The organism is Halorarius halobius, from assembly GCF_024298865.1.
Taxonomy (GTDB): domain Archaea; phylum Halobacteriota; class Halobacteria; order Halobacteriales; family Haloarculaceae; genus Halorarius; species Halorarius halobius.
Map to the genome: position 1 here is coordinate 125,635 of NZ_CP101161.1, position 23,797 is coordinate 149,431.

Here is a 23,797-nt window from a genome sequence, read left to right on the forward strand (position 1 = left end):
GGTCGACCCGACCGAGCTCCGCGAGGCGCTGGAGTACGTCCGCGAGACGGGCCGCGAGTGAGTCAGTCGTCGAGGTAGTCGCCGACCAGCAGGTCCACCTTCCGGCGCGTCGCCTCCGGGATAGCCGCGGCCGGCGTGTTCACCGCGCCCTCGACGGCGTGGGCACAGTCGCAGTCGCGCTCGGCGGGCATCGACTCGATGGCGTGCTTGACGGTGGCCTTGATGGCGTCCTCGTTGGCCGCGGCGTTCTCGAGCACCTCCTCGAGGGTCACCTCCGCGTCCTGCTTCCAGACGTCGTAGTCGGTGACGCCCGTCACCGTCGCGTAGCAGAGTTCCGCCTCCCGTGCCAGTTTCGCCTCCGGGATGGCCGTCATTCCGATGATGTCGAACCCCGAGGCGCGGAAATGCTCCGACTCGGCCCGCGTCGAGTACTGCGGCCCCTCGATGCAGACGTAGGTGCCGTCCTCCTCGACGGCCGCGTCGCTGGCCTCGCGGGCGCTGTCGGCGAGATGCGACTTCATGTGGGGACAGTACGGGTCCGCAAACGGCATGTGGACGACACAGCCCTCCTCGAAGAACGTGTACTCCCGTTTGCGCGTCCGGTCGAATATCTGGTCGGGGACGACCAGCGTGCGGGGCGGCAGGTCCTCGCGCAGGGAGCCGACGGCGTTCGACGCCAGCACGCGCTCGACACCCAACTGTTTCAGCGCGTGGACGTTCGCGCGGTACGGCGCCGTCGTCGGTGAGAACTGGTGGTCGCGCCCGTGCCGGGGGAGAAAGGCCACCTCCGTCCCGTCGGGCATCGCGCCGACGGTGACCGGCGCCGCGGGGTCGCCGTACGGCGTCGTCACGTCCTCCTCGTGGGTGTCGTCGAGCGGGAGCGAGTCGTAGATGCCGGAGCCACCGATGAACCCTATCATGGCCCCGCGTTCGCCGGGGGCGTACAAAAACGGCCCGGGGTCGGTCGCGTGGCCGCCTCGCACGCGGGGGAAACGGGCTTGCCACACCCACCCCTACCGGGAAGCGTGACCGACGACCCCGTCGCCGTCAGCGCCGACTGGCTCCGGGCCGTCCGCCGCGCGGAGCCGACCCACGCCCACGAGACGCGCCTCCGCGACTGGTCGCGGGCCGACCTTCGGGACCGACTCGACACCGACGCCGCCCGCCTCGCGTTCTGGACCAACGTCTACAACGCCACTGCCCAGTCAGTGCTCGCCGTCTCACCCGAGCAGTGGGCCGCCCGCAACCGCTTTTTCAGCGTCGATATCGCCACCGTCGCGGGCCGGGACCTCTCGCTGGACGCCATCGAGCACGGCCTGCTCCGGCGCTCGCATCCGAAGTGGGGGCTCGGCTACGTCCACAACCCCTTCCCGAGCAACTTCGAGCGGACGTTCCGGGTCACGGAGCGGGACCCCCGCGTCCACTTCGCGCTCAACTGCGGCGCGGCCGCCTGCCCGCCCATCGCCGCCTACTCGCGGGACGGCATCGACGGCGAACTCGACGCGGCGACGCGGTCGCATCTCGATGGGGAGGTGGCGTACGACCCCGACGGGGACAGCGTGGCCCTGCCGCGCATCTTCCTGTGGTTCCGTGGCGACTTCGGCGGGCGCGGGGGCATCCTCGCGTTCCTCCGCCGGTACGACTGCGTCCCGGCGGACGCGACGCCCTCGTTCACCTACCGGTCGTACGACTGGTCGCTGGACCGCGGAAACTGGCGACGCGGCCGGTAACGCGGGACACACGAAGACAAGACACTTGTCGGCCGCGCGTGCCCGTCCGCCATGGTTCCCCTCCAGTCGGTGCTCGGCGAGGTCGTCGGCTACCTCGTCCTGCTGGCGTTCCTCCTTCTCCCCGGTATCGTGGCGGCGGTGCTGTGGGCGCCGTTCCTCGCGTCCACCCGGGTCCGGTCGCTGTTCCGGTCGTTACCGCCCGCCGAATCGCCGTACCTGACGTACCCGCTCGTCGGCGTCGCCGCTTCACTGCCGTACGTACTCGGCGTCACCGGGGCTCTGGCCGTCACCGACGCAAGCGGACCCCAGGCCGGAGGCGCGATGGCCAACACCATCCTCGACGTCGTGGTGCCGGTGTCGCTGGGCTACGTCCTCCTCGGCCCGCCCGCGGCCGTCCTCGGTCTCCCGCGGGCCGGCGTCGACTGGGACCCGACCGGTTACGGACCGTCGACGTGGGTCCTGCTCGTCGCGGGCGCGGTCTGGTACGTCCTGCTGTTCGCGGTGCCGTTGCTGTTCGTCAGTTTCTTCCTCGCGCTACCGACGTAGCGGCCGCCCTCGGCACAGCGGCTTTACGCGGTGGTGGAGAACGGGGGCGGCATGGGAAACTACAAGGACGTCGCGTTCACCATCCGGCCCGCGACGACCCCGCTCGACGAGGTGGCATCGGCGTGTCGCGGGCTCCCCGATGCACCGGTGGCGGAGTTGCCAGCCGGCGACTGGGACCCCGGGGCGGAACGCTACCGGGAGCGCGACTTCGACAGGCAGGCGCTTCGGGTCGAGGTCGACGAGGCGCGCGAACAGGTGTACGTCGGCGGGCGGACGTTCAAATCGGGCATCGCGGACGCGTGGCGCGCGTGGGTGGTGAACGGCGGCATCGGCGACGGTCTGCTCGTGGAGGTGCTCGGTCACGAAGTCGAGTACGAGGGGTTCGGCCGGGTGTACGAGTGGGACCCGGAGACGGCGGCCTACCGCCCGGCTGTCGAGCCGGCCAACGAGTTTACCCACCTGTACGGTGAGAAGGGCGGGGCGGGCGCCGTCGCCGCCTACCGTATCCGGAACCGGGTGGGCGTCGAACCGGCGCGGTACGACAGCGGCGGGTTCGTCCGGTTCGACGACGACCGATTCGTCACGGACCACTATCTCCGGAACAACGAGCACCCCCGCGACGCCGACCTGGACTGACCGGCCGGAACCGCGAGCGGCTCACCCCACCCACAGCCACGCCCCCAGTTGGGCGACGGCCAGCACCACCATCCCCGCGACCGTCGGAAGGGGTCGTTCGTCGCGGGTGAACGTCGCCGCACCCCACAGCAGGAACGGGAGTGCGAGAAAGCCCGCCGCCGCCACCAGCGGCGGCAGGACGCCGCCCGCGAGCGCGACCAGCCCCGCGAACGCGAGGAACGCGACCAGCAGATACAGCCGCCGGAGCCGCCGGGGCGACCACCGCGTCGGGAGCGTGTACTTCCCGACCTGCGCGTCGGCCCGGCGGTCGGGCCACTGGGTCGCGAGCAGGTTGCAGAACACGACGAGCGCGAACGGGAGGACGGCCAGACACACCGCGAGGCCCGGCGGCGCGAGCGTCGCCGCGCCGTAGTGCGGGAGCACGACCCCACCGAGCAGGGCGTTGTCGAGTTCGCCGAGACCGCGCCGTGACAGCGCCAGCGGGCCGACCGAGTACTGCCAGCCGAGCACCGCGATGAGCGCCAGCAGGACGAGCGCGGAATCGGAGAGCAGACCCACGACCCACAGACCGACCGCCGCCACCGTGCCGACGGTGAGAGTCGCCGTCGCGGCCCGGAGCGCCAGCGAGCGGTCGACGCCGAGTTCGGGCACGGCGCCGCTCCCGCCCGAAAACGGCGTCCGGGTCGTCAGCCGGTCGGTCTCGTGGTCGGCGTACTCGTTGACGTAGTGGACGCTCGCGGCGACCGGAAGCAGGGCGAGGAGTCCGGCGGCGACGGGCCCGAGCGCGAGCGGGGCCCCCATCCCCCGGGCGATGACGACCCCGAGCGCGTAGACGGCGACGACGAGCAGTAGCTGTGCCGGCCGGCTCATCCGCCACAGCGCGCGGAGCCGCCGGCTCACCACGGGCCGGTCACTCCGCGAGTCGCCACTCGCTGGAGCCGGCGGGCTCGACCACGCCCCGGCGCTCCATCTCCCCGAGCACCTCGCCCAGTCGTCCCGGTTGCGCTATCTCCATCTCGATGCGCTCGACGTCGTGGAACTCCGAGAGGTAGTGCCGGACGTCCTCGCGGGTGAACGTCTCGGCGTCGGCCTTCTCCATGACGCCCTCCGTGAGGTCTATCATGTCCTCGATGAAGTTCCACGGGTAGACGATCCACGCCCACTCCTCGAGTTTCTCGCCGACGAAGTCGGGGTCGAACTCGCTGGTGCCCAGCAGTTGGAGCGTCGCGGTCCGCACCTCGCCGGGGTTCCGCTCGGAGACGTACTCGTGGGCGCGGCGGATGCTCCCGCCCGTGTCCGCGATGTCGTCGATGATGAGCACGTCCTTCCCCTCGACGCTCCCCTCCGGCATCGGGTAGCGGACGCTTGGCTCGCCGCTCTTCTCGGCGGTGCCGACGTAGTGCTCCATCTTCAGGCTCGTCAGGTCGTCCAGCCCGAGGAAGTCACAGATGCACCGCCCGGCGAACCAGCCACCCCGGGCGAGCGCAACCACCACGTCGGGCTCGAACTCCGCGGCCTTCACGTCGTTCGAGACGCCGCGACAGAGGTCGTAGATGTAGTCCCAGTTTGTGATGGTGCATTTGAAGTCGTCCGGGAGGTCGCTCATGGCCGCCGCTGGGACGCGAGCGGTGTTAAATCGTTCCAGTCCCGACGGCGACGCCCGAGGTTTCTCGGTGGCGCGGTCCCTCGTCGGTGTATGGACTTCGACGCGCTGGACCACGAGCGGTATATGGAGCGGGCGCTGGAACTCGCACGGGAGGCCGCCGACCGTGGCGACGAGCCGTTCGGCTCCCTGCTCGTTCGGGACGGCGAGGTGGTGATGGAGGCGCGCAACGCCGTCAGCACGGCCGACGACCTCCGCCGCCACCCGGAGTTGACCCTCGCACAGCGGGCCGCCAGCGAGTTCACGCCCGCCGAGTGCGCGGAGACGGTGATGTACACCTCGACGGAGCCGTGTCCGATGTGCTCGGGCGGCATCCACATCGCGGGGCTCGGGGCCGTCGTCTACTCGGTGTCGGCCGAGCGGGCCGGCGAGTTGACCGGCGGCGACCTCGCGGTACCCTCGACGGAGATACTCGACCGCGGGCGCCGCGACGTCGAGGTGGTCGGCCCCGTCCTGCCGGAGGCGGGTGCCGACGTCCACCGCGACTACTGGTGACGGGCGACCCGCAGGCTTTTGCCGGGCCCGCCGCAGTCCCCGGACATGGACCGCCGTCGTGCCCTGCTGGTGGACGCGTTCACGAGCGACCCGTGTGCCGGCAACGCCGCGGGCGTCGTCCCCGACGCCGATGGACTGACCGCCGACCAGATGCAGGCTATCGCCGCGGAACTCGGCGCGAGCGAGACGGCCTTCCTGCTGGACAGCGACGAAGCCGACCGGGCGGTACGCTACTTCACGCCGACACAGGAGGTCGACCTCTGTGGCCACGCCACCGTCGCCAGCCACGCCCTGCTCGCCGAGGAAGGGCTCGAGGACGGCACGCACAGCCTGGAGACGAACGTCGGCGTCCTCGACGTCGAACTCGACGACGGCGTCGTCTGGATGACCCAGGACGAGCCGCGGATACGGGAGGTCGACGCGACCTACGGCGAGGTGGCCGACGCGCTCGGCGTCCGCGAGGAGGCGCTGACGGGGCTGGAGGCGGACCTGCCGCTGGCGCGCGCGACGACCGGCCTGCCGTTCCTGATGGTGCCCGTCGAGTATCTGTCTGACCTCTCGGAGATGACCCCCGACATGGCCGCCATCGAGCAACTGGCCGACGCACACGACTGCACGGGGCTGTTCGCGTTCACGTTCGACACGCTGGAGCGCGCCTCGACGCTCCACGCGCGGATGTTCGCGCCCGGTGCTGGCGTCCCCGAGGACCCCGTGACCGGTACCGCTTCGGGCGCGTGCGGGGCGTATCTCGCCCACTACGCGGCGCTCGACCCGGTGCCCGAGCGGATGCAGTTCGAGCAGGGGTTCTTCCTCGATCGCGGCGGCTACGCGCTGGTGGAGGCCGGCGCGGCGACCACCGAGGGAGTCGTCCGGGTCGGCGGCGAGGCCACCGTGACGCTCGACGGCGACCTCGTCGTGCCCGACGACGAGGACGACGACATCGTGGAGGCGTGACACGCGACCCCGTGACAGGCAATACTGCCCACGTTCGCGCGCTTCGGAACCTTCTTTATCGGTGTGACGGACCATTCCGATAGAGACCGATGGCTGTACTCTGGCTGGACGAAATCGGGTCCGACGACCTGAACTCCGTGGGCGGCAAGGGGGCGTCGCTCGGGGAGATGACCGGGGCCGGCCTCCCGGTGCCGCCCGGATTCGTCGTGACCGCGCAGACGTACCGTGAGTTCATCGAGCGCACGGGCATCGACGAGGAACTGTTCGAGGCGGTCGACGTGGACGCCGAGGACTCCGCGGCGCTGGCGGAGGCAGAGGCGACCGCCAAGGAACTCATCCTCGGCACCGAGATGCCCGAGGACGTCCGCGAGGAGATACTCGCCTCCTACGCGGACCTCGACAACGGCGAGGCGTTCGTCGCCGTCCGCTCGTCGGCGACCGCAGAGGACCTGCCCGACGCCTCCTTCGCCGGCCAGCAGGAGACGTTCCTCAACGTCACCGGCGAGGACCTCGTGGACCGCGTGAAACGGTGCTGGGCCTCGCTGTTCACCCAGCGGGCCATCTACTACCGGCAGGAGCAGGGGTTCGCCCACGACAAGGTCGACATCGCGGTCGTCGTCCAGAAGATGGTCGACGCCGAGAAGTCGGGCGTGATGTTCACCTCCCACCCGTCGACGGGCGAGCCGAAACTCATCATCGAGGCGGCGTGGGGGCTCGGCGAGGCGGTCGTCTCCGGCTCCGTCTCCCCCGACAACTACGTCATCGACCGCGAGAACGGCGAGGTGCTCGAGGCTACCGTCGCGGACAAGAAGGTGATGATGGAGAAGGACGAGGAGACCGGCAAGACGGTCGAGCGGGAGGTGGCCGAGGAGAAGCGGACGGCACAGGTGCTCGACGACGACGAGATCCGGACGCTGATCGAGCTCGGCGAGCGGGCCGAATCCCACTACGACGACCCGCAGGACGTCGAGTGGGCGCTGGTCGACGGCGAGGTGTTCATGCTCCAGTCGCGGCCCATCACGACCATCTCCGAGGACGCAGGCGACGCCGCGACCGCCGACGGCGGCGACGGCGACGTGCTCGTGACGGGGCTGGGCGCCTCGCCGGGCATCGTCTCCGGTGCGGCCCGTATCGTCAGCAAACTCGACCAGCTCGACAAGGTGGGGGAGGGCGACATCATCGTCACCGAGATGACCACGCCGGACATGGTGCCGGCGATGAAACGCGCCGCCGGCATCATCACCGACGAGGGCGGGATGACCTCGCATGCAGCCATCGTCTCCCGCGAACTCGGGGTCCCCGCCGTCGTCGGCTGTGGCAACGCGACCGAGGCACTGGGCGACGGCCAGGTCGTCACGCTCGACGGCGACAAGGGCACCATCACCGAAGGTGCAAGCGCCGGCGAGACGGAACCCGACGAACAGCATGCAGACGTGCGCCCCCAGAACCCAGTGAAGCCGATGACCGCTACCGAGGTGAAGGTGAACGTCTCCATCCCCGAAGCCGCCGAGCGCGCGGCCGCGACCGGCGCGGACGGCGTCGGCCTGCTCCGGATGGAGCACATGATACTCTCGACGAACAAGACCCCGGAGCGATACATCGAGGACCACGGCGTCGACGCCTACGTCGAGGAGATCGTCGAGGGGGTCCGCGGCGTCGCCGACGAGTTCTACCCCCGTCCCGTCCGCGTCCGCACCCTCGATGCCCCGACCGACGAGTTCCGGCAACTGCAGGGCGGCGAGGACGAACCCGACGAGCACAACCCGATGCTCGGCTACCGGGGCATCCGCCGCTCGCTCGACCGCCCGGACGTGTTCAAACACGAACTGGAGGCGTTCCGCCGCCTGTTCGAGATGGGGTACGACAACGTCGAGGTGATGTTCCCGCTGGTCAACGACAGCGAGGACGTCATCCGCGCCCGGAACCTCATGGAGGAGGCGGGCGTCGACCCCGAGAAGCGGTCGTGGGGCGTGATGATAGAGACGCCGGCGTCGGCGCTCGGCGTCGAGGCGATGTGCGAGGCCGGCATCGATTTCGCCTCATTCGGCACGAACGACCTCACGCAGTACACGCTCGCGGTCGACCGGAACAACGGCAACGTGGCCGACCGGTTCGACGAACTCCACCCCGCCGTGCTCAAACTCATCGGCGACGTCATCGAGACGTGCCGCGAGCACGACGTGGCGACGAGCATCTGCGGGCAGGCGGGCTCGAAACCCGAGATGGCCCAGTTCCTCGTCAAGGAGGGCGTCTCCTCGATCTCCGCGAACATCGACGCGGTGCGTGACGTCCAACACGAAGTCAAGCGCGTCGAACAGAAGCTACTGCTCGACTCGGTCCGGTAGCCCGGGCAGTTCTCCCACCGCCGGCCGGCCCTCGCCGCTGGCTTCGGAAAGCCGAAGAGGGCCGATGACCAACTCACTCCCGATGAGTGAACTCTCCGAGGAGGCGAAAGCCAGGCTGGCCGACGTGGTGGCGCTCCAGCCGACGAAAAACGGGGAACTGCAGGAACGGTGGGGGATGGACTCCGGGAGCGAGGTCCACCAGTTCCTCGAGTCGGAGCTCAAGCCGTACTACTACCGCGACGAGAACAGCCTCATCCGCGCGACGGAGGAGGCCGCAGGCCTCGTCGACGTGGAACCCGGCGTGGAGAGCGACGCCGACGCCGACGGCCCGCGCGTGGTTCGCGTGCCCGAACTCCAGCGGGCCATCGTCGAGGTGCTCGCGGCGCACGACGAGGACTCCGAGAGCGTCGTCAGCGTGCTCCACAAGCTCAGAGACGAGGGGTTCGACCCCGACGTCGACGACGTGCGCTCGGGCCTGCGGTCGCTCGCCAACAAGGGCGTCGTCACTACCGTCCGGCGGACGGTGCCGACGTTCAAACTCGCCGTCGCCCGCGAGGACATCGAGGTCGAACTGCTGGAGCCCTCCTCCGCCTGACTACCGCCGGCGAGCCCGCTGGTCGTCGAGCAGTCGCTGTATCGCCCGCCCCGGACCACCGTCGAGCGGCCACCCCTTCGAGCGCCACGCCGGGGGTTCCGGCGAGAACTCGGGGCAGGCGTGGCGACACTCCCCCGAGGTGACGTGTCGTCCCTTCGCGGTGCAGTACGGGAGCGGGACGTCGGGGTCGCGTATCTCGAAGTGGCGACAGTCGGGCCGCATCGTGTCGACGAACGAGCGCCAGCCCCGCTCGTAGGCTCGCTCCGCGATTTCGAGCCGTTTGTCGGCCTTCCAGTCGGGGCCGGCGTACTCGAAGCGGGCGGCCGAGCGGTCGTGGTCGGCGCCCTCGGGCCGCTCCAGGATGCGCGTGCCGGGCGCGTCGGTGTCGAGCGAGGTGGCGTGCCACGCCACGTCGACGCTCGACTCGCCGACGGCGAGGATGCCCGCCTCGACGGGGAGCCGCTCGTACAGCGCCGGCTCCACGTCCGCGCCGGTCGCCCGGGTCGCCACCCACACCTCGTCCGCGAGGCCGAGCGCCACGTCGCGTTCCAGCTGGTCCGCGAGCGCGCGGGCCGCGCTGGCGTCGAGGTCCGGCTTGTTCTCGACGGCGACCACGCGCTCGACCCAGTCGGGGTAGCGGTAGGTGCGTCGGAGTTCGATGCGGCCGTTCGTTCCCTCCCGCGTTTCGACGAGGCCGCGCTCGGCGGCGCGGTGGACCGCCTCGCGGACGTAGCGCCACGGGTAGCCCGGGTCCGGCAGGGCGTCGCGGTACCACGCCCACGAGCCCGGGGCGTTCCGGACGACGTGCAGGAGGTCCGAGTCGAGTCGCTCCTCGCCGAACACCGCGCGGGCATCGAGTGCCTCGGAATCGCACTCGAGGACGATGGTGTCCCACCGGCGATTTCGGACGCCGAGTTGGCGGGCGACGACGACGGCGTCGCGCTCACCGGTGGGGGGCCACGCCCGCTCAGCCCACCGGCAGACCCGCAACTCGAAGAGGAACTCCGGTTCGTCCACATCCGGAGCAGGCGTGCACGGCAGTAAAGCGCGTCGACCGGGGTGTAGTTTCACGGGCGATGCCCGCGTCAGCGAAAGTATGCTGGAGTTGTACCAGTCGGAGGACTGCCCGTACAGCGAGCAGGTGCGCCGGACGCTCTCGGAACTCGGTGTCTCCTACGTCGTCCACAATCCGCGGCTCCCCGGAAGCGAAGGCGGCGACGTGACGAACGAGTCGACCCACGAGGAGCTCGAGGCCATCGGCGGCGAGGACCAGATACCGTTCCTCGTCGACCACGCGACGGACGAGCGGCGCTACGAGGCCGACGCTATCGTCGCGTACCTGGAGGACCGCTACGAGTAGTCAGGTCGCCCCGCGTTCCTCCTCGTCCTCCTCGAAGTAGTCGTCGAGGAACTCGTGAGCCTCCACGAGGATGTCGCGGGGGCCGTCCTGCGTGATGGTGTTTATCGCCTGGTCGTAGTCGCGCCACTGCATGTCGCGGTGCTCCTTCGACAGTTCGGCGGACGCCTCGAACGATTTCGCGACGAACAGGTGAACCGTCTTGTGGATGGTGTTGCCGTTCGCCTCGAACACGTAGTCGTAGTCCTCGCGGAAGCCATCCAACAGCCGGAAATCCTCGATGCCGGCCTCCTCGGTCACCTCGCGGATGGCGGTCTGTTGTAGCTCCTCCTCGCCCTCGACGCCGCCCTTGGGGAACTCCCAGTCGCCGGGCCGAGATTTGAGCAGGAGGTACTCACGCCGGCCACGGGTGTCCCGGAAGAGGATGGCTCCCGCACTCGTGGCCTCTATCATTACCCGTTTTTAGTCGACCACCGTTTATTAGCGTGTCGAACGGGAGAACTTTGAAGCGCCGAAGGCGCGTTGACCGCTCCATGGACGACGTCGCCGAGGACGCCGGCATCTTCGCCAGGGAGTCCCCGTACCTCGACCGCTACGTGCAGGTCGGGTACGCCTCCGGGAAGGTGCTGTCCGTCTCCTTCCCCACCGACCCCGACGAGGGCGCCACCGAGGACCACCCCCTGCTCGACCGAATCGAGGCGTACCTCGAAGGCGAGACTGCCGATTTCTCGGACGTCGACGTGGCCCTGACGATGCCGACCGACCAGCGGACGGTGCTCGAACGCGTCCGCGAGATACCGTACGGCGATCAGACGTCGGTCGAGCAGTTGACCGCGATGGTCGCCGGCCTGGACGCCGACGACATGAACGACCAGCAACTCGTCCGCACCGCACTCGACGAGAACCCCGCGCCGCTTCTCATCCCTGACCACCGCGTTCGGGACGGCCCGAGCGCCGCCCCGCCCGAAGTGGAACAGCGGTTGCGGTCGCTGGAGGGACTGTAGGTTTTTGTAGGAGAGCGCGGCCACCCGGCGCGTGCCCTGACGAGCCGCCGCCGAACGGTCGAGGCCGGAGTGCGACGCGCCGTTCGGCGATACCCCACGCGCCGCCTGTCAGCCCTGCCACGCGAACTCGACGCCTATCCCCTCGTAGACGGCGAACTCCAGCGCGTTCACGAGATAGTGGGCCACGACAACCACGAGCAGGCTCCCCGTCACGACGTAGCCCGCCGCGAGCAGGAACCCCAGCCCCCCCGTGACGACGATGCCCGCCGGCCCCTGTGCGCCGTGCCCGAGTGCGAACAGCACCGACGACACGACTGCCAGGAGCCACGGCGAGACGCCGAACCCGGCGGCGAACGCGCCGACGAGCGTCGCCCGGAACAGGAACTCCTCGAACACCGCGATGAGCGGCAGGACGGCGCCGAGGAGCAACAGCCACCCCCCCGTCGAGTCGGGCGCGAGCAGTTCCCGCAACTCCTCGCTGGGGGCGAACCCGAGCGCGCTCGCCGCGGCGCCGGCCACGGTGTTACCCAGCGACAGCAGGAGCCCGAACCCGGCGCCCAGCGCTACCTCCTCGATGGAAACCGAGAGCCCGAGCGCGCTCGCTGGCACGCCCGTGTAGAGTGCACCGGCCACGAGGAGGACCAGAAACAAACCGTGGGAGACGGCGACGTTGGCGAACAGCAGGCCCGTCGACAGGTCGGCCGCCGGCGGCGCGGGACGCGGCGCGTCCGCGGTGTCGAGGTGGTCCGCGTCGTCCGGGAGCCCGTTCAGCCACTCGACGTCCTCGCGGGTCGGGAGCGTCGCGTAGCCGGTGCTCACGCGTGCGAGCGCGAGCAGAAGGAGCGTGACCGCGGCCGCGATGCCCGCGAACGCGGCCCAGTCGGTCACTACTGCGGACTCGGGGAGCCGGTGCCGCCGACCTCGCGCTGTTCGAGCGCCTTGCCCGTGATGGAGCGGAGGCGGTCGACCAGCGAGTCCTTCTCGGGTTCACCCGACAGCGCGACTTCGAGCACCTCGGAGATGTGCGAGACCGGGATGATCTCGACCTGCTCCTTGTACTCGTCCTCGATCATCACGTCCTGCTCGTTCGCCTTCGGGATGATGACCTTCTCGACGCCGGCCTTCGCGGCGGCCTCGATTTTGTGGGTGACGCCGCCGACCGGGAGCACGTCGCCCCGGACCGACAGCGAGCCGGTCATGGCGACGTCCTGCTCGACGGGGATGTTCTCCAGCGCCGAGATGACCGCGGTCGCCACGGTCACCGACGCGGAGTCGCCCTCGACGCCCTCGTAGCTCTGGACGAACTGGATGTGGATGTCCTTCTCCGAGATGTCTTCGTCGGAGAACTTCTTGATTATCGCGGAGACGTTCTGTACCGCCTCCATCGCTATCTCCTGGAGTTTTCCGGTGGCGATGACCTCGCCCGGCCCCTGGCTGGGCGTGACCTCCGCCATCACGGGCATCACGATGCCGGAGTCCTCGCCCATGACGGCGAGGCCGTTGACGCGGCCGACCACGTCGCCCTGGTTGACCGTCAGCTCGTAGTCCTTCCGGCGTTCGATGTAGTCGTCGGCGAGCTGCTGCTCGATGGACCGCGAGCGCTTCTTCGCCTTCAACACGTCGTCGCGGGTGGTCGCGTCGCGGTCCTCGGCACGGGCGATGTCGCCCGCCACGCGGACCAGCCCACCGAGGTTCCGGAACTCCAGCGTGAGGTGGCCCTTCCGGCCCGACCGGCGACGCGCCTCGAGGATGATCTCCTCGATTGCCTCACCCGTGAACGGCGGCAGGCGGCCGTCCTTCTCGACCTCCTGGGCGACGAACCGGGCGTACTTCCGGCGCATGTCAGGGGTGTCCTCGATGGTGTCGTCCATGTACACCTCGTAGCCGTACCCCTTGATGCGCGAGCGGAGCGCCGGGTGCATGTTCTCCATCGCGTCGAGGTTGCCGGCCGCGACCATCACGAAGTCACAGGGCACGGGCTCCGTCTGGACCATCGCGCCCGAGGAGCGCTCGCTTTGCCCGGTGATGGAGAACTTCCCCTCCTGGATGGCGGTCATCAGCTTCTGCTGGGACCGGATGTCCAGGGTGTTTATCTCGTCGACGAACAGCACGCCCTTGTTCGCCTTGTGGATGGCACCCGCTTCCACGCGGTCGTGGCTCGGAGTCTCCATCCCGCCCGACTGGAACGGGTCGTGGCGCACGTCGCCCAGAAGCGCGCCGGCGTGGGCGCCGGTCGCGTCCTCGAACGGCGCGGTCTGCTGGTCGGCGTTGTTGACCAGCAGATTCGGAATCATCGCGTCGCTACCCCGCGAGGAGTAGCGGAACGCGAGGTAGATGACACCCGCCGCCAGGATGCCCAGCAGAATCTGCTGGGCGATGAGCAGCGAGTAACCGAACACGACCGCGATGATGATCCACATGAGGAACGAGCGCATCTGGTTGCGCTTGCGCGCCTCCTCCTTGTGGGCCTCGACGATCTGTTCACCCTTCCCTGCGGGCACGGTCCGGATCTTCGGCTCGTTGCCGTCGTCCGGGTTGTGGTAGACGAGGATGTCCTGGAGCTCCTCACGGGGGAGCAACTGCGACATCGCCTTCGCCAGCATCGACTTGCCCGTCCCGGGCGAGCCGATCATCATCACGTGCCGGCGCTGTTTGGCGGCCTTCAGCACGATGTCACGGGCGTGGTCCTGCCCGATGACCTGATCGACGAGGCGGTCGGGGACCTCGATCTCCTCGGAGGTCTCTATCTGGAGACCACCGAGCAGGCCGTCCTCCTCGCTCTCGTCGAACTCGGCCCCGGCCTCGACGGTGACCTCGCTCCCGAGGTCGTCGTCGTCGACCTCGTCGATGGGCGTCACCGCCCCCTCCGGGTCGTTGCTGTTGTCCCGCCCGGATGGGGGGTTCTCGTCCCGCGTATCGGGAACGTCGTCCGTATCCATATCGTCGCTCATAGAACCGTTCTGTGTACGTACAGGGACGGGTCCTCAACTGATATACTTTCTCCCCCATCCGACCCCAATTCGCGCCCCAAACCACCAGACAGAAGCGGTGTGGCAATTCGTTCCGGTTCCGCACGGTGACTCGTCGTTCTTATACCGGAGGAGGCCGACCCCGGGCGTATGACGCGTGGCATCTACATCGGCCGCTTCCAGCCCTACCACGAGGGGCACCACGCGATGGTGGAACGCATCGCGGGCGACGTGGACGAACTCGTCCTCGGCATCGGGAGCGCCGACCAGAGCCACACCGCGCGCAACCCGTTCACGGCCGGCGAGCGCATCATGATGCTGACGAAGGCCACCGCGGAGATGGACCTCATCACCTACGCGGTGCCCATCGAGGACCTCAACCGGAACGCCGTCTGGGTGAGCCACGTCCAGAGTATGAGTCCCCGATTCGACGTTGCGTACTCGAACAACCCGCTCGTCGTCCGCCTGTTCGAGGAGGCCGGCATCGAGGTGCGTCAGTCCCCGATGTACCGCCGCGAGGAGTTCGAGGGGACGGAGGTGCGCGAGCGTATCGCCGACGGCGGCGACTGGGAGTCGCTCGTCCCCGACGCCGTCGTCGAGACCATCGCGGAGATAGACGGCGCGAGCCGCATCCAGCAGATATCCGACAGCGACGCCAACGGGGACGGGGACCCGAGCGACTGATGATAACGCTCTCGACCGACTTCGGCGACCCCTACCCGGCCGCGATGAAGGGCGTCATCGCGCGCCGGACCGACGCCGACACCGTCGACGTGAGCCACTCGTTCCCCCGACAGGACGTCCGCGCGACGGCGTTCTGGCTCCGCTTCGTCCTGCCGGAGTTCCCGCCGGCGGTCCACTGTGTCGTCGTCGACCCCGGCGTCGGCACCGACCGGAAGGCCCTGGTGGTGCGGGCGGACGAGCACGCGCTGGTCGGCCCGGACAACGGTGTCCTGCTCCCGCCGGCGCGCGAACTCGCGGACGACATCGAGGTGTTCGAGGTGAGCGTGAAAGAGCCCGCGAGCCACACGTTCCACGGCCGGGACGTGTTCGCGCCCGTCTCGGCCGACGTCCACGAGGTCGGCGTCGACCAACTCGACCGCCTGCCGGCGCTCTCGCGAACCGACGAGTACGAGACGGTCGCGTTCCCCGACCCCGTCGTCCGCGAGGCGGGCGTCGACGGGGAGGTGCTCGTCGTCGACGAGTTCGGCAACACCGTTTCGAACGTCCCCGGCGACGTCCTCGACGACCGGGAGGCGGTCGTCGTCGACGGGAAGCGGTACCCCGTCGTGCCGTCGTACGCCCACGTCGCGGTGGGCGACCCGCTGGTCACGGTGGGGAGCCACGGCAACGTCGAGTTCGCCGTCAACCGGGGACGCGGCGACGAGGCGTTCGGGTTCTCGTCGGGCGACGCCGTTGAGCTCCGGTGGCCCTGACTCAGACCCTGCGGGCGGTTATCTCTTCGACGAGGAGTGCGAGGTTGTAGCCGACGACGATGGATAGCCCCGCGGCGGCGAACACCGCGACCTGCGGGACGCCGTCGTTCGTCAGCGTCGTCAGCGCGTAGGTGACTCCGAGCGTCCCGAGCGTGGCGACGACGTGGACCATCGACGCCACCCGCAGGTCCTCGGTGTCGGTGCTGCGGGCCTCGAACGGGCCGTCGAACGCGAGCGCCGACAGGAGCGCGAACCCGCCGACCGCACCCGCGACAAACAGGAACACTTCGACCGCCTCCGGCACGCCGAACTCCGCGATGAGCATCGCCCCCGACCCCCACACCGAGAGCGTGAATCCGTAGGCCGCCGACTCGCGTGCGAGGTTGTTCGCCAGCCGTGCCCGGAGGTCCATCAGTCCGACAGCGTCGCGTCGACGTCCTCCTGGACGCTCTCGATTTCCGACTCGATGACGTCGCGCTCGAAGTACAGCAGTTCGACCGCGAACACCAGCACCGCCAGCACCAGCACCGCGTAGAACGTCCCGGGCTCCGACCGGTAGAGGTGGTAGAACATCAGCGGGAAGAACCCGAGCGCCCCGACCGCACCCACGGCGGGCACCACGGGGTTGACCGCGTCCTCGTCGCGTTGCCGGACGGCGAGGTAGCTCATCGCCCCGAACACGACGATGAAGGACAGCGACGCGAAGGAGGTGATGGCGCCGAGCGACCCGTACGCCGAGAACGCCGCGGTGACGACGCCGAGTCCGACGACGGTGCGGGCGGGCACCCCCTCCGCGGAGGAGTCGCCGGCCCGGTCCGGGAGCATGTCGTTCCCGATCATCCCCTTGGCGAAGTAGCCCGTCGAGAACAGCGTCGCGTTGATGGCCGACCCCGTCGAGAACAGCGCCGACCCCGAGATGATGAGCGCCGCGAGCCCCGAGAGACCGACGACGCCAAGCACCGCGCCCGCGGCGTCGATGAGCGCGGTGTGGGGGTGGCTCTGGAGCGCCTCGGGCGCGAGGTTGAACGTCGCCACCGCGACGAGGATGTAGATGGCGACCGACACCGGAATCGAGATGTAGACGGCCTTCGGGATGGTATCCATCGGGTCCTCGATGCTCCCCTGATCGTAGAACAGCAGTTGCCAGCCCTGGAACGCGACGAACGACACCGCCGCGGCCATGATGGGACTGAACGACGAGAACTGCGAGAACCCGAGTTCGACGGGCGAGGAGGAGACGACCGTCGCGTACGCGACGCCGGCGACGCCGAACGCCACGAGCACGGCCACCTTCACGACGACCAGCACGTTCTCGGTCGACCCGGTGGTCCGGGCACCGAGCAGGTTCAGGCCGACGAACGCGGCGACGGCCGCCACCGAGATGACGGGCCGGGTCGGGAACCCTCCGACCGACTCGGGGACGACGCTCAGCGCGACGGCGAACTCGCCGAACGCGAACGCGTACATCGCCATCGAGCCGATGTAGCCGAACAGCAGCGTCCAGCCGACCATCCCGGCGAGCGTGGAGTTGCCGGTGAAATGCTGAACGAACGTCACCGACCCGCCGGAGGCGGTGCCGTCCTGTTCGCCGGATAGCTCGTTCAGTTTGTTGTACGAGTAGCCGGCACAGACGGCGACGACGCCGGCCAGGATGAACGCGAACCACGTCGCGGCGCCCGTTATCTTGGTCACGACGCCGAGGACGGCGTAGATGCCGCCGCCGATCATCCCGCCGAGCGCCATCGAGACGCCCTCCTTCAACCCGAGGTTCTCTCCCATACGCCCGAAACAGCGGCGGCATCGACTGTAAAAATGGGAGTCGACCGCCGCCAGCGGCCCGCTACCGCCACTCGCCGGGGTCGAACCCGCCGAGTTCCAGCGACGTTTCGACCCGCTCGGGGAGCCGCATCGGCGTCACGCTCACGTGGCCGTGGGTGACCGCGTGGCGGTCGGTCTCGGGCTGGCCGGGGTCGCCCTCGAGGAACCGTTGCCACCCGCCGTCGCGCAGTTCCACCTCGCCGTCCTCGACCCGTTCCGGCTCCGGGTCGTAGACGGGGTCCGGCCGCGTGAGGTGGACCTCGGGGTCCTCGGCGAACGCGGGGGCGTTGACGTTGAGGAAGTCCGCCCGCTCGAAGACGCCGCTGTCGAGCGCGCGGTCGAGCACGAACGCACCCGCGCCGGCCGCCAGCGTGAACGCCTCCGGGTCGGGGTGGGGTGGCTCCGGGTCGGTGTGGTCGGCCGTCGAGACGGCGACCGCCGGCAGGCCGAAGTGGGCCGCCTCGAACGCCGCCCCGACCGTCCCGGAGCGTTCGAGGATGTGCGCCGAGAGGTTCATCCCGTCGTTGACGCCCGCGACGACGGCGTCGGCCGCGACGTCCAGCACCGAGAGCGCGACCGTCACCGCGTCTGCGGGCGTCCCCTCGACGGCGTAACCGAGGTCGTGCTCCTGGATTCCCGTGGGGCCGGCGTGCCACGTCATGTCCCGGCCGGCCCACGACTGGTTGCTGGCGGGTGCGACCACCTGCACGTCCGCGACGGGTCGGAGGGCCGCCGCGAGCGCCCGGATGCCGGGCGCGTCGATACCGTCGTCGTTCGTCACGAGGACCGTCGGCTCGCTCATCGGTGGAGCCACGGGCGGCACCGAAATGTGGGTTGCGTTACCCGTCGAGGCCGAGACCGTACTGGAGGTGTAGCCAGCCGACGAGACTGCAGGCGACGCCGACGGCGAACCCTCCCGCTGTGAGGACCACGAGCGCTTTCATGACGACGGTCGGGGGGAGCAACGACGGCGGCACGACGTACGGGAGCGCGCCCGCGGCCGTCAGGAAGCCGAGACCCGCGAACAGCATCGTGGAGTAGGCGTAGTGGCGCAGTTCCCCGAGCATCCAGCGCCAGTCCATACCTGCGGCGTGCGCGCCGACGGCTTAAATCCCCCATCGCAGTCGGGAGTCGAGGGCCGGCGCCGCCGCTGGTCGAGGTGACGCCGAAAGAAAAGCGGGTGACCCGTTAGTTCGCGGAGATGACGTCGTCGATGCGTGCGATCATCGTCGCGGCCTCGGTGGCGCTCTCGACGGCCTCGCGCTTGACGGCCGCGGGGTCGATGACGCCCGCCTCGATGGGGTCGCCGACGCGGCCCGACTGCTCCTCGCTGATGAGGCCGGCGACGCCCTCCTCGTCGTGGCGCTTGCGGAGGTCGACCAGCGCGTCGATGGGGTCCATGCCGGTGTTCTCCGCGAGCGTGCGCGGAATGACGTCGACGGCGTCCGCGAACGCCTCGACGGCGAGCTGTTTGCGGCCGTCGACCGACGCCGCCTCGCTACGGATGTGGTCCGCGATGGCGATTTCGGTCGCGCCGGCGCCGGGGACGACGCCGCCCTCGTCGAGCGACGCGGTGACGACGTCGAGCGCGTCGTTGAGCGCGCGCTCGAGTTCGTCGGCGACGTGCTCGGTGCCGCCGCGGGCGAACACGGTGACCGTCTCGGCGTTGGCGCCGCCCTCGACGAACGTCAGTTCGTCGTCGGCGTACTTCTCGACGCGGACCGTCTCCGCGAAGCCGAGGTCGTCGGCCTCAAGGTCCTTCACGGAGCCGGCGGTGCGTGCGCCGGTCGCGCGGGCGATGCGCTTCGCCTCGTCGTCGTCGACGCTCTCGAACGCGAGGATGCCGTCCTTCGCGAGGAAGGAGGCGACGCGGTCCTCGATGTCGCCGGTGACGAACGCGGCGTCGACGCCGGCCGACTTCAGCGCCTCGGCGTACTCGCGGAGCTCGCCCTCCTCTGCGTCGAGCGCGGCGTTCAGCTGGTCGACGTCGGTGACGTTGTACTCGGCGTCGATGTTCGCCTCGCGGAGGTCGAGGTCACAGTCGAGCACAGCGACGTCGGCGTCCGTGACCGAGCGGGGCATGTTGCCGTGGACGGGCTCCTCCTCGCTGATGACGCCCGAGACGAGTTCCGTCGCGGACGCGCCGGCGCCCGTCTGGGTGCGGACGGTGACGTTGTCGCGCTGGACGCCGTCGTCGGTCTCGACCTGCCGGATGGCGCCGACGACGGTCTCGGCGAGAGCGCCGGCGTCGATGTCCCCGGTTCCCTTCCCGGTCATCGACGACTCGGCGACCTGCTGGAGCAGGTCGTCGTCGAGGTCGCCCGTCAGGCCGGCCGCCTCGATGGCCTCCAGAGCCATCCGCGAGGCCTCGTGGTAGCCCTCGACGATGGTCGTCGGGTGGACGTCGTCCTCCAGCAGGTCCTCGGCCTTGCCGAGCAGTTGGCCCGCGAGGACGGAGGCGGTGGTGGTGCCGTCGCCGACCTCCTCCTCCTGTGTGGAGGCGACCTCGACGATCATCTGCGCGGCGGGATGCTCGATGTCCATCTGCTCGAGGATGGTGGCGCCGTCGTTCGTGATGACGACGTCGCCCGAGTCGGACACGAGCATCTTGTCCATGCCGCGGGGGCCGAGCGTCGTGCGTACCGACTCCGCGACGGCCTTGCCGGCCGAGATGTTCGACGACTGCGCGTCCTGACCGTGGGTGCGCTCCGAGTCCTCAGAGAGAATGAACATGGGCTGTCCGCCCATCCGTCGCTGTTGTGCCATAGTCAGTAAAAGGTCGTCAGCGGTTCTATATAAATTTGACGAACCATCGCCGAACAAACCCGGAGAGGGAACGCGTGTCACGGTCACGCACGGGAGCCACAGAGCGGGGGTGTGGCCGGCGTCGCGGCGGCCAACGCTTATGCGCCGGCTGGTCGTGTGCGGGAGTGATGCTGGAGCTGGGGCACGGCTTCCGGGTCGTCGATATCCACGCCCGCCTCGGCGTGGACGGCGGCGAACGCGGACCCGACGTGGCGCCCGAGCGGCTGGAGCGGGAGCTCCACCAGGCGGGCATCGTGCGGGCGGCGGTCGCGCCACGCGCACAGGACGGGGGGTATCTCGCGGCGAACAACGCCGTCGCCCGCCAGTCCGTCGAGCGGCCGTTCGTCGCGTTCGCCCGGCTCGACGGCCCACGGCACCCGACGAGTCGCCTCCGGTCGGTCCGGGCGAAACGGAAGGAGTACCACGTCACCCCCGGGGAGGTGGAGCAGTTCGCTTACGACGACCGGTTCCACGGGTTCGTGCTGGACCCGGTAGCCGACGGCTTGCCCGGCTCGGCGGTGCTGTCGACGCTTGCCGACGTGGACCTGCCAGTCGTCGTCCACGGGGGGCGGGGGTTCCCGCCCGAGCGGGTCGCGGAGACGCTACTGGAGTACGCGTTTCCCGTCGTCCTCGCTGGGTTCGGCGGCCACCCGCTGGACCGCGAGGCGATGAGGCGAGCTATCGACCTGCTCGAGACACACGACAGCCTGTATCTCGACACGGCGGGCGTCCGCTACCGCGACGTGCTCGAACGCGGCATCAAGGAGCATCCCGACCGGGTACTGTTCGGGTCGGGCGCACCGGCGGTCCACCCGAACGTGGCGGTGATGGAACTGCTGACCTGCTCGGTGCCGGAAGACGAGATGAAACGGGTGTTCGAGGGGAACCCGACGCGGGTTGTGTCGGCACTCGACTAGCGGGTGTCGTGGACGGCGACGGCCCGGTCCGAGCGGGCCGACCAGCCGTTCGGGTTCCGGCGCGGCGAGCGGTCGGCCCACCGCGCCCGCAGGCCAGCGGCGATGCCGCGGACGCCCCCCACGAACACGTCGCGGCCGTTGCCGACCCACCGGGAGGGCCTCGCCTCGCCCGACAGCACCTCCCGGAGCGACGAGCCGGCGTCGGTGACGGCGTGGCGAACCAGCCGGTAGGCGACCGTCGGCCGGACGCCGTAGTTCTTGACGAGTCGGTAGGCGAGCGACTCGTACCGGAGCCCCCAGTCGTGGCCGGAGCCGCCGTCAGCGACGATAGAGGGGCGGAGTCCCGCGGAGTCGTCCTCGCGGGCGACGCTCATCTCCGGAAGCCACGACACCTCGAAATCGAGGGCCGCCAGCCGGTGGGCCGCGTCGCGGGCGCCGCCGACGACGAGACGTTCGTCGAAGCCGTCGATGGCCTCCAGCGCCTCCATGGTGAACGCCGCGTTGCCGCCGTTGAAGTAGTGGACGTTGCGCCCGCCGATAGTGCGGATCTCCGGCTCCTCGGTGGTCCACCCCACGTCCAAGTGGCGGTGGATGGGGCCCGTGACGGCCGCCGCGTCCGCGAGACCGGCCCGGAGCGCGTCGAGCCAGTCACACTCCACGGCGAGTTCATGCGAGAGGAAGGCGACCGCCTCGCCGCGGGCGCGGTCGATGCCGGCGTTGCGGGCGACGTTCACGTTCCGGTCGTCGAGTTCGACCAGCACGTCCACGTCGTCGCGGTCGCGGCACATGCCGCTGGTGCCGTCCGCGGAGGGGCCGTTGACGACGATGGTCTCGGTCGGGACCGCCTCCGCGAGCGCGTCGAGACACGACGCGAGGCGCTCGCGGCTGTTGAGCGTCGGAACGACGACCGAGACGTCCATACCCGGAGGTAGCACTCCGGACCGGTAAAAACACTCGGATGCTGGCCACCTGGCTACGCGACCCGCGCGTCCCAGTAGGAGACGGTGGCGAGCGGCCGGCCCAGCGGTGTCTTTCCGACCGCGGTGTCGGCGTCGCGGAACGCGGCGGCCACCTCGTCGGGTATCTGCCGGTAGAACCCGTAGGGAAGCACGAAGTCGTGGGCCTCCTCCTCCAACTGGAGGTCAGCGCCGTGGAGCAGTCGCAGCACCTCCGTCTCGGAGTAGAGCCGCGACCCCATCGGCAACAGCCAGTTGTAGATGGAGCGCAACGAGTAGCGGTTGAACGTGTCGAAAAACACCTGTGACTTGGAGACGCGGGCCATCTCCGCGAGGAACGATGCCGGGGTGTCCGCCAGATGGAAGAACCGCACGGCGAACACGGCATCGAAATGGTCGTCGGGGAACGGCAGGCGGGCGGCGTCGCCGCGCATGAACTCCAGGTGGTCGTCGACGCCGAGTTCCTGTGCCTTCTGGCGCCCCTGCCGGAGCATCGCGCCGGAGATGTCGAGGCCGACGATGTCGGCACCCTCGGCTGCGAGCATCGCCGTGAACCGACCGGTGCCGCAGGCGATTTCGAGGACGCGCTTCCCCTCCAGCGGCGACAGCGCCTCGAGGACGGCCTCCTTCTCCCGTTCGTCGATGAGGCGACCGCCTTTGGAGAACCGCTTGTCCTCGTACGCTTCGGCGACCTCGTCGGCCTGGTACCACTCCGCTCCTTTCACGCTACCGGCATCTGGAGGGGGACGGGATAAAACGGTACTGAAAGGAACTGCCCGCCTGCCGCCTCACGCGGGCGCCGCGCGCTCGCCGTCCCAGCGGACCTGTCCCTCGACCGCCAGTTTCTCGACGTGGGCGCGGACGGTGGCGACGGCCAACTGCCGCACCGCCGACACGTCCTTCTCGTATGCGGCGTCGGTTATCTCGTCGAGCGTGCGTGCGCCCTCCCCGATGGCCGCGCGGACGCGCCGCTCGCGGTCGTACCGGTGGTCCAGCAGGCGCTCGCAGGTCGCCCGCGGATCCTCGATGACGGGGCCGTGGCCCGGGTACAGGCGGTCGGGGTCGCACGCCCACAGGCGGCGGAGCGAACTGCAGTAGGCACGCATATCGCCCTCCGGCGCACCGACGACGACGCTCCCCTCCGCGACGGCCACGTCGCCGCACACCACGCCGTCGGGTACCGCGAAGGCGACGTGTTCGGGCGCGTGGCCGGGGGTATCCAGCACCTGTACGGGGCCGTCCGCCCGGACGGTCGTCCCCTCGACGAACGTCCGGTCGGGGGCGACACTCGCGGCCGCCCGGAACGCCGCCTCGCGGCCGCGGCGACACCAGACGGTCGCGTCGTGTTCGCGGGCGTAGTGGCCGACAGCACCGACGTGGTCGGGGTGGTGATGGGTGACCGCGACGGCCGCGACGGTGCGGTCCGAGAGCGCCGCATCGAGGGCGTCGCTCTCGGCGGGCGGGTCGACGAGGAGGGCACGGTCGGTGCCCAGAACGTAGCAGTTCGTCGTTCCGTGCGGGGCCCGCGTGGCGACGGGAACGGGAACGCGCTCGACGTGCATACCGGCCCG

General features: G+C 69.8%; 27 protein-coding genes. 12 read left to right on the forward strand and 15 right to left on the reverse strand.

Features of this window, described 5'->3' with window-relative positions:
• Positions 1 to 62: 62 nt before the first annotated feature.
• Positions 63 to 920: an S-methyl-5'-thioadenosine phosphorylase gene (mtnP, locus tag NL112_RS00645; RefSeq protein ID WP_255150689.1), complete on the reverse strand. Its 858-nt coding sequence runs from the start codon at positions 918 to 920 to the stop codon at positions 63 to 65.
• Positions 921 to 1,025: 105 nt separating this feature from the next.
• Between mtnP and NL112_RS00650 the strand changes: the two genes are divergently transcribed.
• Genes NL112_RS00650 through NL112_RS00660 form a run of 3 tightly spaced genes read left to right on the forward strand, consistent with a single transcriptional unit; the run spans position 1,026 to position 2,912 of the window.
• Positions 1,026 to 1,730: a DUF547 domain-containing protein gene (locus NL112_RS00650; protein ID WP_255150690.1), complete on the forward strand. Its 705-nt coding sequence runs from the start codon at positions 1,026 to 1,028 to the stop codon at positions 1,728 to 1,730.
• Positions 1,731 to 1,781: 51 nt separating this feature from the next.
• Entirely contained in the window at positions 1,782 to 2,276 is a 495-nt protein-coding gene (locus NL112_RS00655; protein WP_255150691.1) for a DUF8162 family protein, read from the forward strand.
• A gap of 51 nt (positions 2,277 to 2,327) precedes the next feature.
• Entirely contained in the window at positions 2,328 to 2,912 is a 585-nt protein-coding gene (locus NL112_RS00660) for a hypothetical protein (protein WP_255150692.1), read from the forward strand.
• Positions 2,913 to 2,933: 21 nt separating this feature from the next.
• Here the strand turns inward: NL112_RS00660 and NL112_RS00665 are convergent, their stop codons facing one another.
• Positions 2,934 to 3,812 (reverse strand): prenyltransferase, encoded by an 879-nt coding sequence (locus tag NL112_RS00665; RefSeq protein ID WP_255150693.1) that lies wholly within the window; start codon positions 3,810 to 3,812, stop codon positions 2,934 to 2,936.
• Positions 3,813 to 3,822: 10 nt separating this feature from the next.
• On the reverse strand, positions 3,823 to 4,518 hold the full coding sequence (locus NL112_RS00670; RefSeq protein ID WP_255150694.1) for a phosphoribosyltransferase: 696 nt from the start codon (positions 4,516 to 4,518) through the stop codon (positions 3,823 to 3,825).
• 90 nt (positions 4,519 to 4,608) lie between these two features.
• On the opposite strand from NL112_RS00670, the gene NL112_RS00675 reads away from it, so the two are divergent.
• The 4 genes from NL112_RS00675 to NL112_RS00690 all read left to right on the forward strand — a co-directional run bounded on the left by NL112_RS00675 (position 4,609) and on the right by NL112_RS00690 (position 8,964).
• A complete protein-coding gene (locus tag NL112_RS00675) occupies positions 4,609 to 5,070 on the forward strand; it encodes a nucleoside deaminase (protein WP_255150695.1) in 462 nt (153 codons plus the stop codon).
• A 45-nt stretch (positions 5,071 to 5,115) separates the two neighbouring features.
• Positions 5,116 to 6,024, forward strand: a complete 909-nt coding sequence (locus NL112_RS00680) for a PhzF family phenazine biosynthesis protein (protein ID WP_255150696.1) — start codon at positions 5,116 to 5,118, stop codon at positions 6,022 to 6,024.
• An 89-nt stretch (positions 6,025 to 6,113) separates the two neighbouring features.
• A complete protein-coding gene (ppsA, locus tag NL112_RS00685; RefSeq protein ID WP_255150697.1) occupies positions 6,114 to 8,369 on the forward strand; it encodes a phosphoenolpyruvate synthase in 2,256 nt (751 codons plus the stop codon).
• Positions 8,370 to 8,451: 82 nt separating this feature from the next.
• Positions 8,452 to 8,964, forward strand: a complete 513-nt coding sequence (locus tag NL112_RS00690) for a DUF5797 family protein (protein WP_255150698.1) — start codon at positions 8,452 to 8,454, stop codon at positions 8,962 to 8,964.
• Here NL112_RS00690 and NL112_RS00695 read toward each other — a convergent pair whose 3' ends face one another.
• Positions 8,965 to 9,981, reverse strand: coding sequence for a DUF5787 family protein (locus NL112_RS00695; RefSeq protein WP_255150699.1), 1,017 nt, complete (start codon positions 9,979 to 9,981; stop codon positions 8,965 to 8,967).
• 79 nt (positions 9,982 to 10,060) lie between these two features.
• Here NL112_RS00695 and NL112_RS00700 point away from each other — a divergent pair, with 79 nt between their 5' ends.
• On the forward strand, positions 10,061 to 10,324 hold the full coding sequence (locus NL112_RS00700) for a glutathione S-transferase N-terminal domain-containing protein (RefSeq protein ID WP_255150700.1): 264 nt from the start codon (positions 10,061 to 10,063) through the stop codon (positions 10,322 to 10,324).
• Here NL112_RS00700 and NL112_RS00705 read toward each other — a convergent pair whose 3' ends face one another.
• On the reverse strand, positions 10,325 to 10,774 hold the full coding sequence (locus NL112_RS00705; RefSeq protein WP_255150701.1) for a bis(5'-nucleosyl)-tetraphosphatase: 450 nt from the start codon (positions 10,772 to 10,774) through the stop codon (positions 10,325 to 10,327).
• A gap of 80 nt (positions 10,775 to 10,854) precedes the next feature.
• On the opposite strand from NL112_RS00705, the gene NL112_RS00710 reads away from it, so the two are divergent.
• A complete protein-coding gene (locus NL112_RS00710; protein ID WP_255150702.1) occupies positions 10,855 to 11,325 on the forward strand; it encodes an MGMT family protein in 471 nt (156 codons plus the stop codon).
• Between the two features lie 108 nt (positions 11,326 to 11,433).
• On the opposite strand, the gene NL112_RS00715 is transcribed toward NL112_RS00710, so the two are convergent.
• Together NL112_RS00715 and lonB are read right to left on the reverse strand one after the other, a co-directional pair.
• Positions 11,434 to 12,213, reverse strand: coding sequence for a CPBP family intramembrane glutamic endopeptidase (locus NL112_RS00715; RefSeq protein ID WP_255150703.1), 780 nt, complete (start codon positions 12,211 to 12,213; stop codon positions 11,434 to 11,436).
• The gene (gene lonB, locus NL112_RS00720) at positions 12,213 to 14,276 is read right to left on the reverse strand and encodes an ATP-dependent protease LonB (protein WP_255150704.1); all 2,064 of its coding nucleotides are present in this window, start codon (positions 14,274 to 14,276) and stop codon (positions 12,213 to 12,215) included. Before lonB ends, NL112_RS00715 begins: the two co-directional genes overlap by 1 nt.
• A gap of 168 nt (positions 14,277 to 14,444) precedes the next feature.
• Between lonB and NL112_RS00725 the strand changes: the two genes are divergently transcribed.
• Together NL112_RS00725 and NL112_RS00730 are read left to right on the forward strand one after the other, a co-directional pair.
• On the forward strand, positions 14,445 to 14,978 hold the full coding sequence (locus NL112_RS00725) for a nicotinamide-nucleotide adenylyltransferase (protein ID WP_255150705.1): 534 nt from the start codon (positions 14,445 to 14,447) through the stop codon (positions 14,976 to 14,978).
• A complete protein-coding gene (locus NL112_RS00730) occupies positions 14,978 to 15,730 on the forward strand; it encodes an SAM hydrolase/SAM-dependent halogenase family protein (RefSeq protein WP_255150706.1) in 753 nt (250 codons plus the stop codon). The genes NL112_RS00725 and NL112_RS00730 overlap by 1 nt, the downstream gene beginning before the upstream one ends.
• 1 nt (position 15,731) lies before the next feature.
• Here the strand turns inward: NL112_RS00730 and NL112_RS00735 are convergent, their stop codons facing one another.
• The 5 genes from NL112_RS00735 to thsA form a co-directional block, all read right to left on the reverse strand.
• Complete coding sequence (locus tag NL112_RS00735; protein WP_255150707.1) at positions 15,732 to 16,142, reverse strand: hypothetical protein; 411 nt, start codon at positions 16,140 to 16,142, stop codon at positions 15,732 to 15,734.
• Entirely contained in the window at positions 16,142 to 17,509 is a 1,368-nt protein-coding gene (locus tag NL112_RS00740; RefSeq protein WP_255150708.1) for an APC family permease, read from the reverse strand. The genes NL112_RS00735 and NL112_RS00740 overlap by 1 nt, the downstream gene beginning before the upstream one ends.
• 61 nt (positions 17,510 to 17,570) lie before the next feature.
• Positions 17,571 to 18,350 carry a 5'/3'-nucleotidase SurE gene (gene surE, locus NL112_RS00745; RefSeq protein WP_255150709.1) on the reverse strand — a complete coding sequence of 260 codons (780 nt, stop codon included), beginning with the start codon at positions 18,348 to 18,350 and terminating at the stop codon, positions 17,571 to 17,573.
• A 37-nt stretch (positions 18,351 to 18,387) separates the two neighbouring features.
• On the reverse strand, positions 18,388 to 18,630 hold the full coding sequence (locus NL112_RS00750; protein ID WP_255150710.1) for a hypothetical protein: 243 nt from the start codon (positions 18,628 to 18,630) through the stop codon (positions 18,388 to 18,390).
• A gap of 106 nt (positions 18,631 to 18,736) precedes the next feature.
• Positions 18,737 to 20,296, reverse strand: coding sequence for a thermosome subunit alpha (thsA, locus tag NL112_RS00755; RefSeq protein WP_255150711.1), 1,560 nt, complete (start codon positions 20,294 to 20,296; stop codon positions 18,737 to 18,739).
• A 185-nt stretch (positions 20,297 to 20,481) separates the two neighbouring features.
• Between thsA and NL112_RS00760 the strand changes: the two genes are divergently transcribed.
• Entirely contained in the window at positions 20,482 to 21,270 is a 789-nt protein-coding gene (locus NL112_RS00760; RefSeq protein ID WP_255150712.1) for an amidohydrolase family protein, read from the forward strand.
• Here NL112_RS00760 and NL112_RS00765 read toward each other — a convergent pair.
• The 3 genes from NL112_RS00765 to NL112_RS00775 form a co-directional block, all read right to left on the reverse strand.
• Positions 21,267 to 22,190: a glycosyltransferase family 2 protein gene (locus tag NL112_RS00765; RefSeq protein ID WP_255150713.1), complete on the reverse strand. Its 924-nt coding sequence runs from the start codon at positions 22,188 to 22,190 to the stop codon at positions 21,267 to 21,269. The two genes, NL112_RS00760 and NL112_RS00765, sit on opposite strands and share 4 nt — an antisense overlap.
• Positions 22,191 to 22,243: 53 nt before the next feature.
• Positions 22,244 to 22,951 (reverse strand): class I SAM-dependent methyltransferase, encoded by a 708-nt coding sequence (locus NL112_RS00770; RefSeq protein ID WP_255150714.1) that lies wholly within the window; start codon positions 22,949 to 22,951, stop codon positions 22,244 to 22,246.
• Between the two features lie 63 nt (positions 22,952 to 23,014).
• A complete protein-coding gene (locus NL112_RS00775) occupies positions 23,015 to 23,788 on the reverse strand; it encodes an MBL fold metallo-hydrolase (RefSeq protein ID WP_255150715.1) in 774 nt (257 codons plus the stop codon).
• Positions 23,789 to 23,797: the final 9 nt, after the last annotated feature.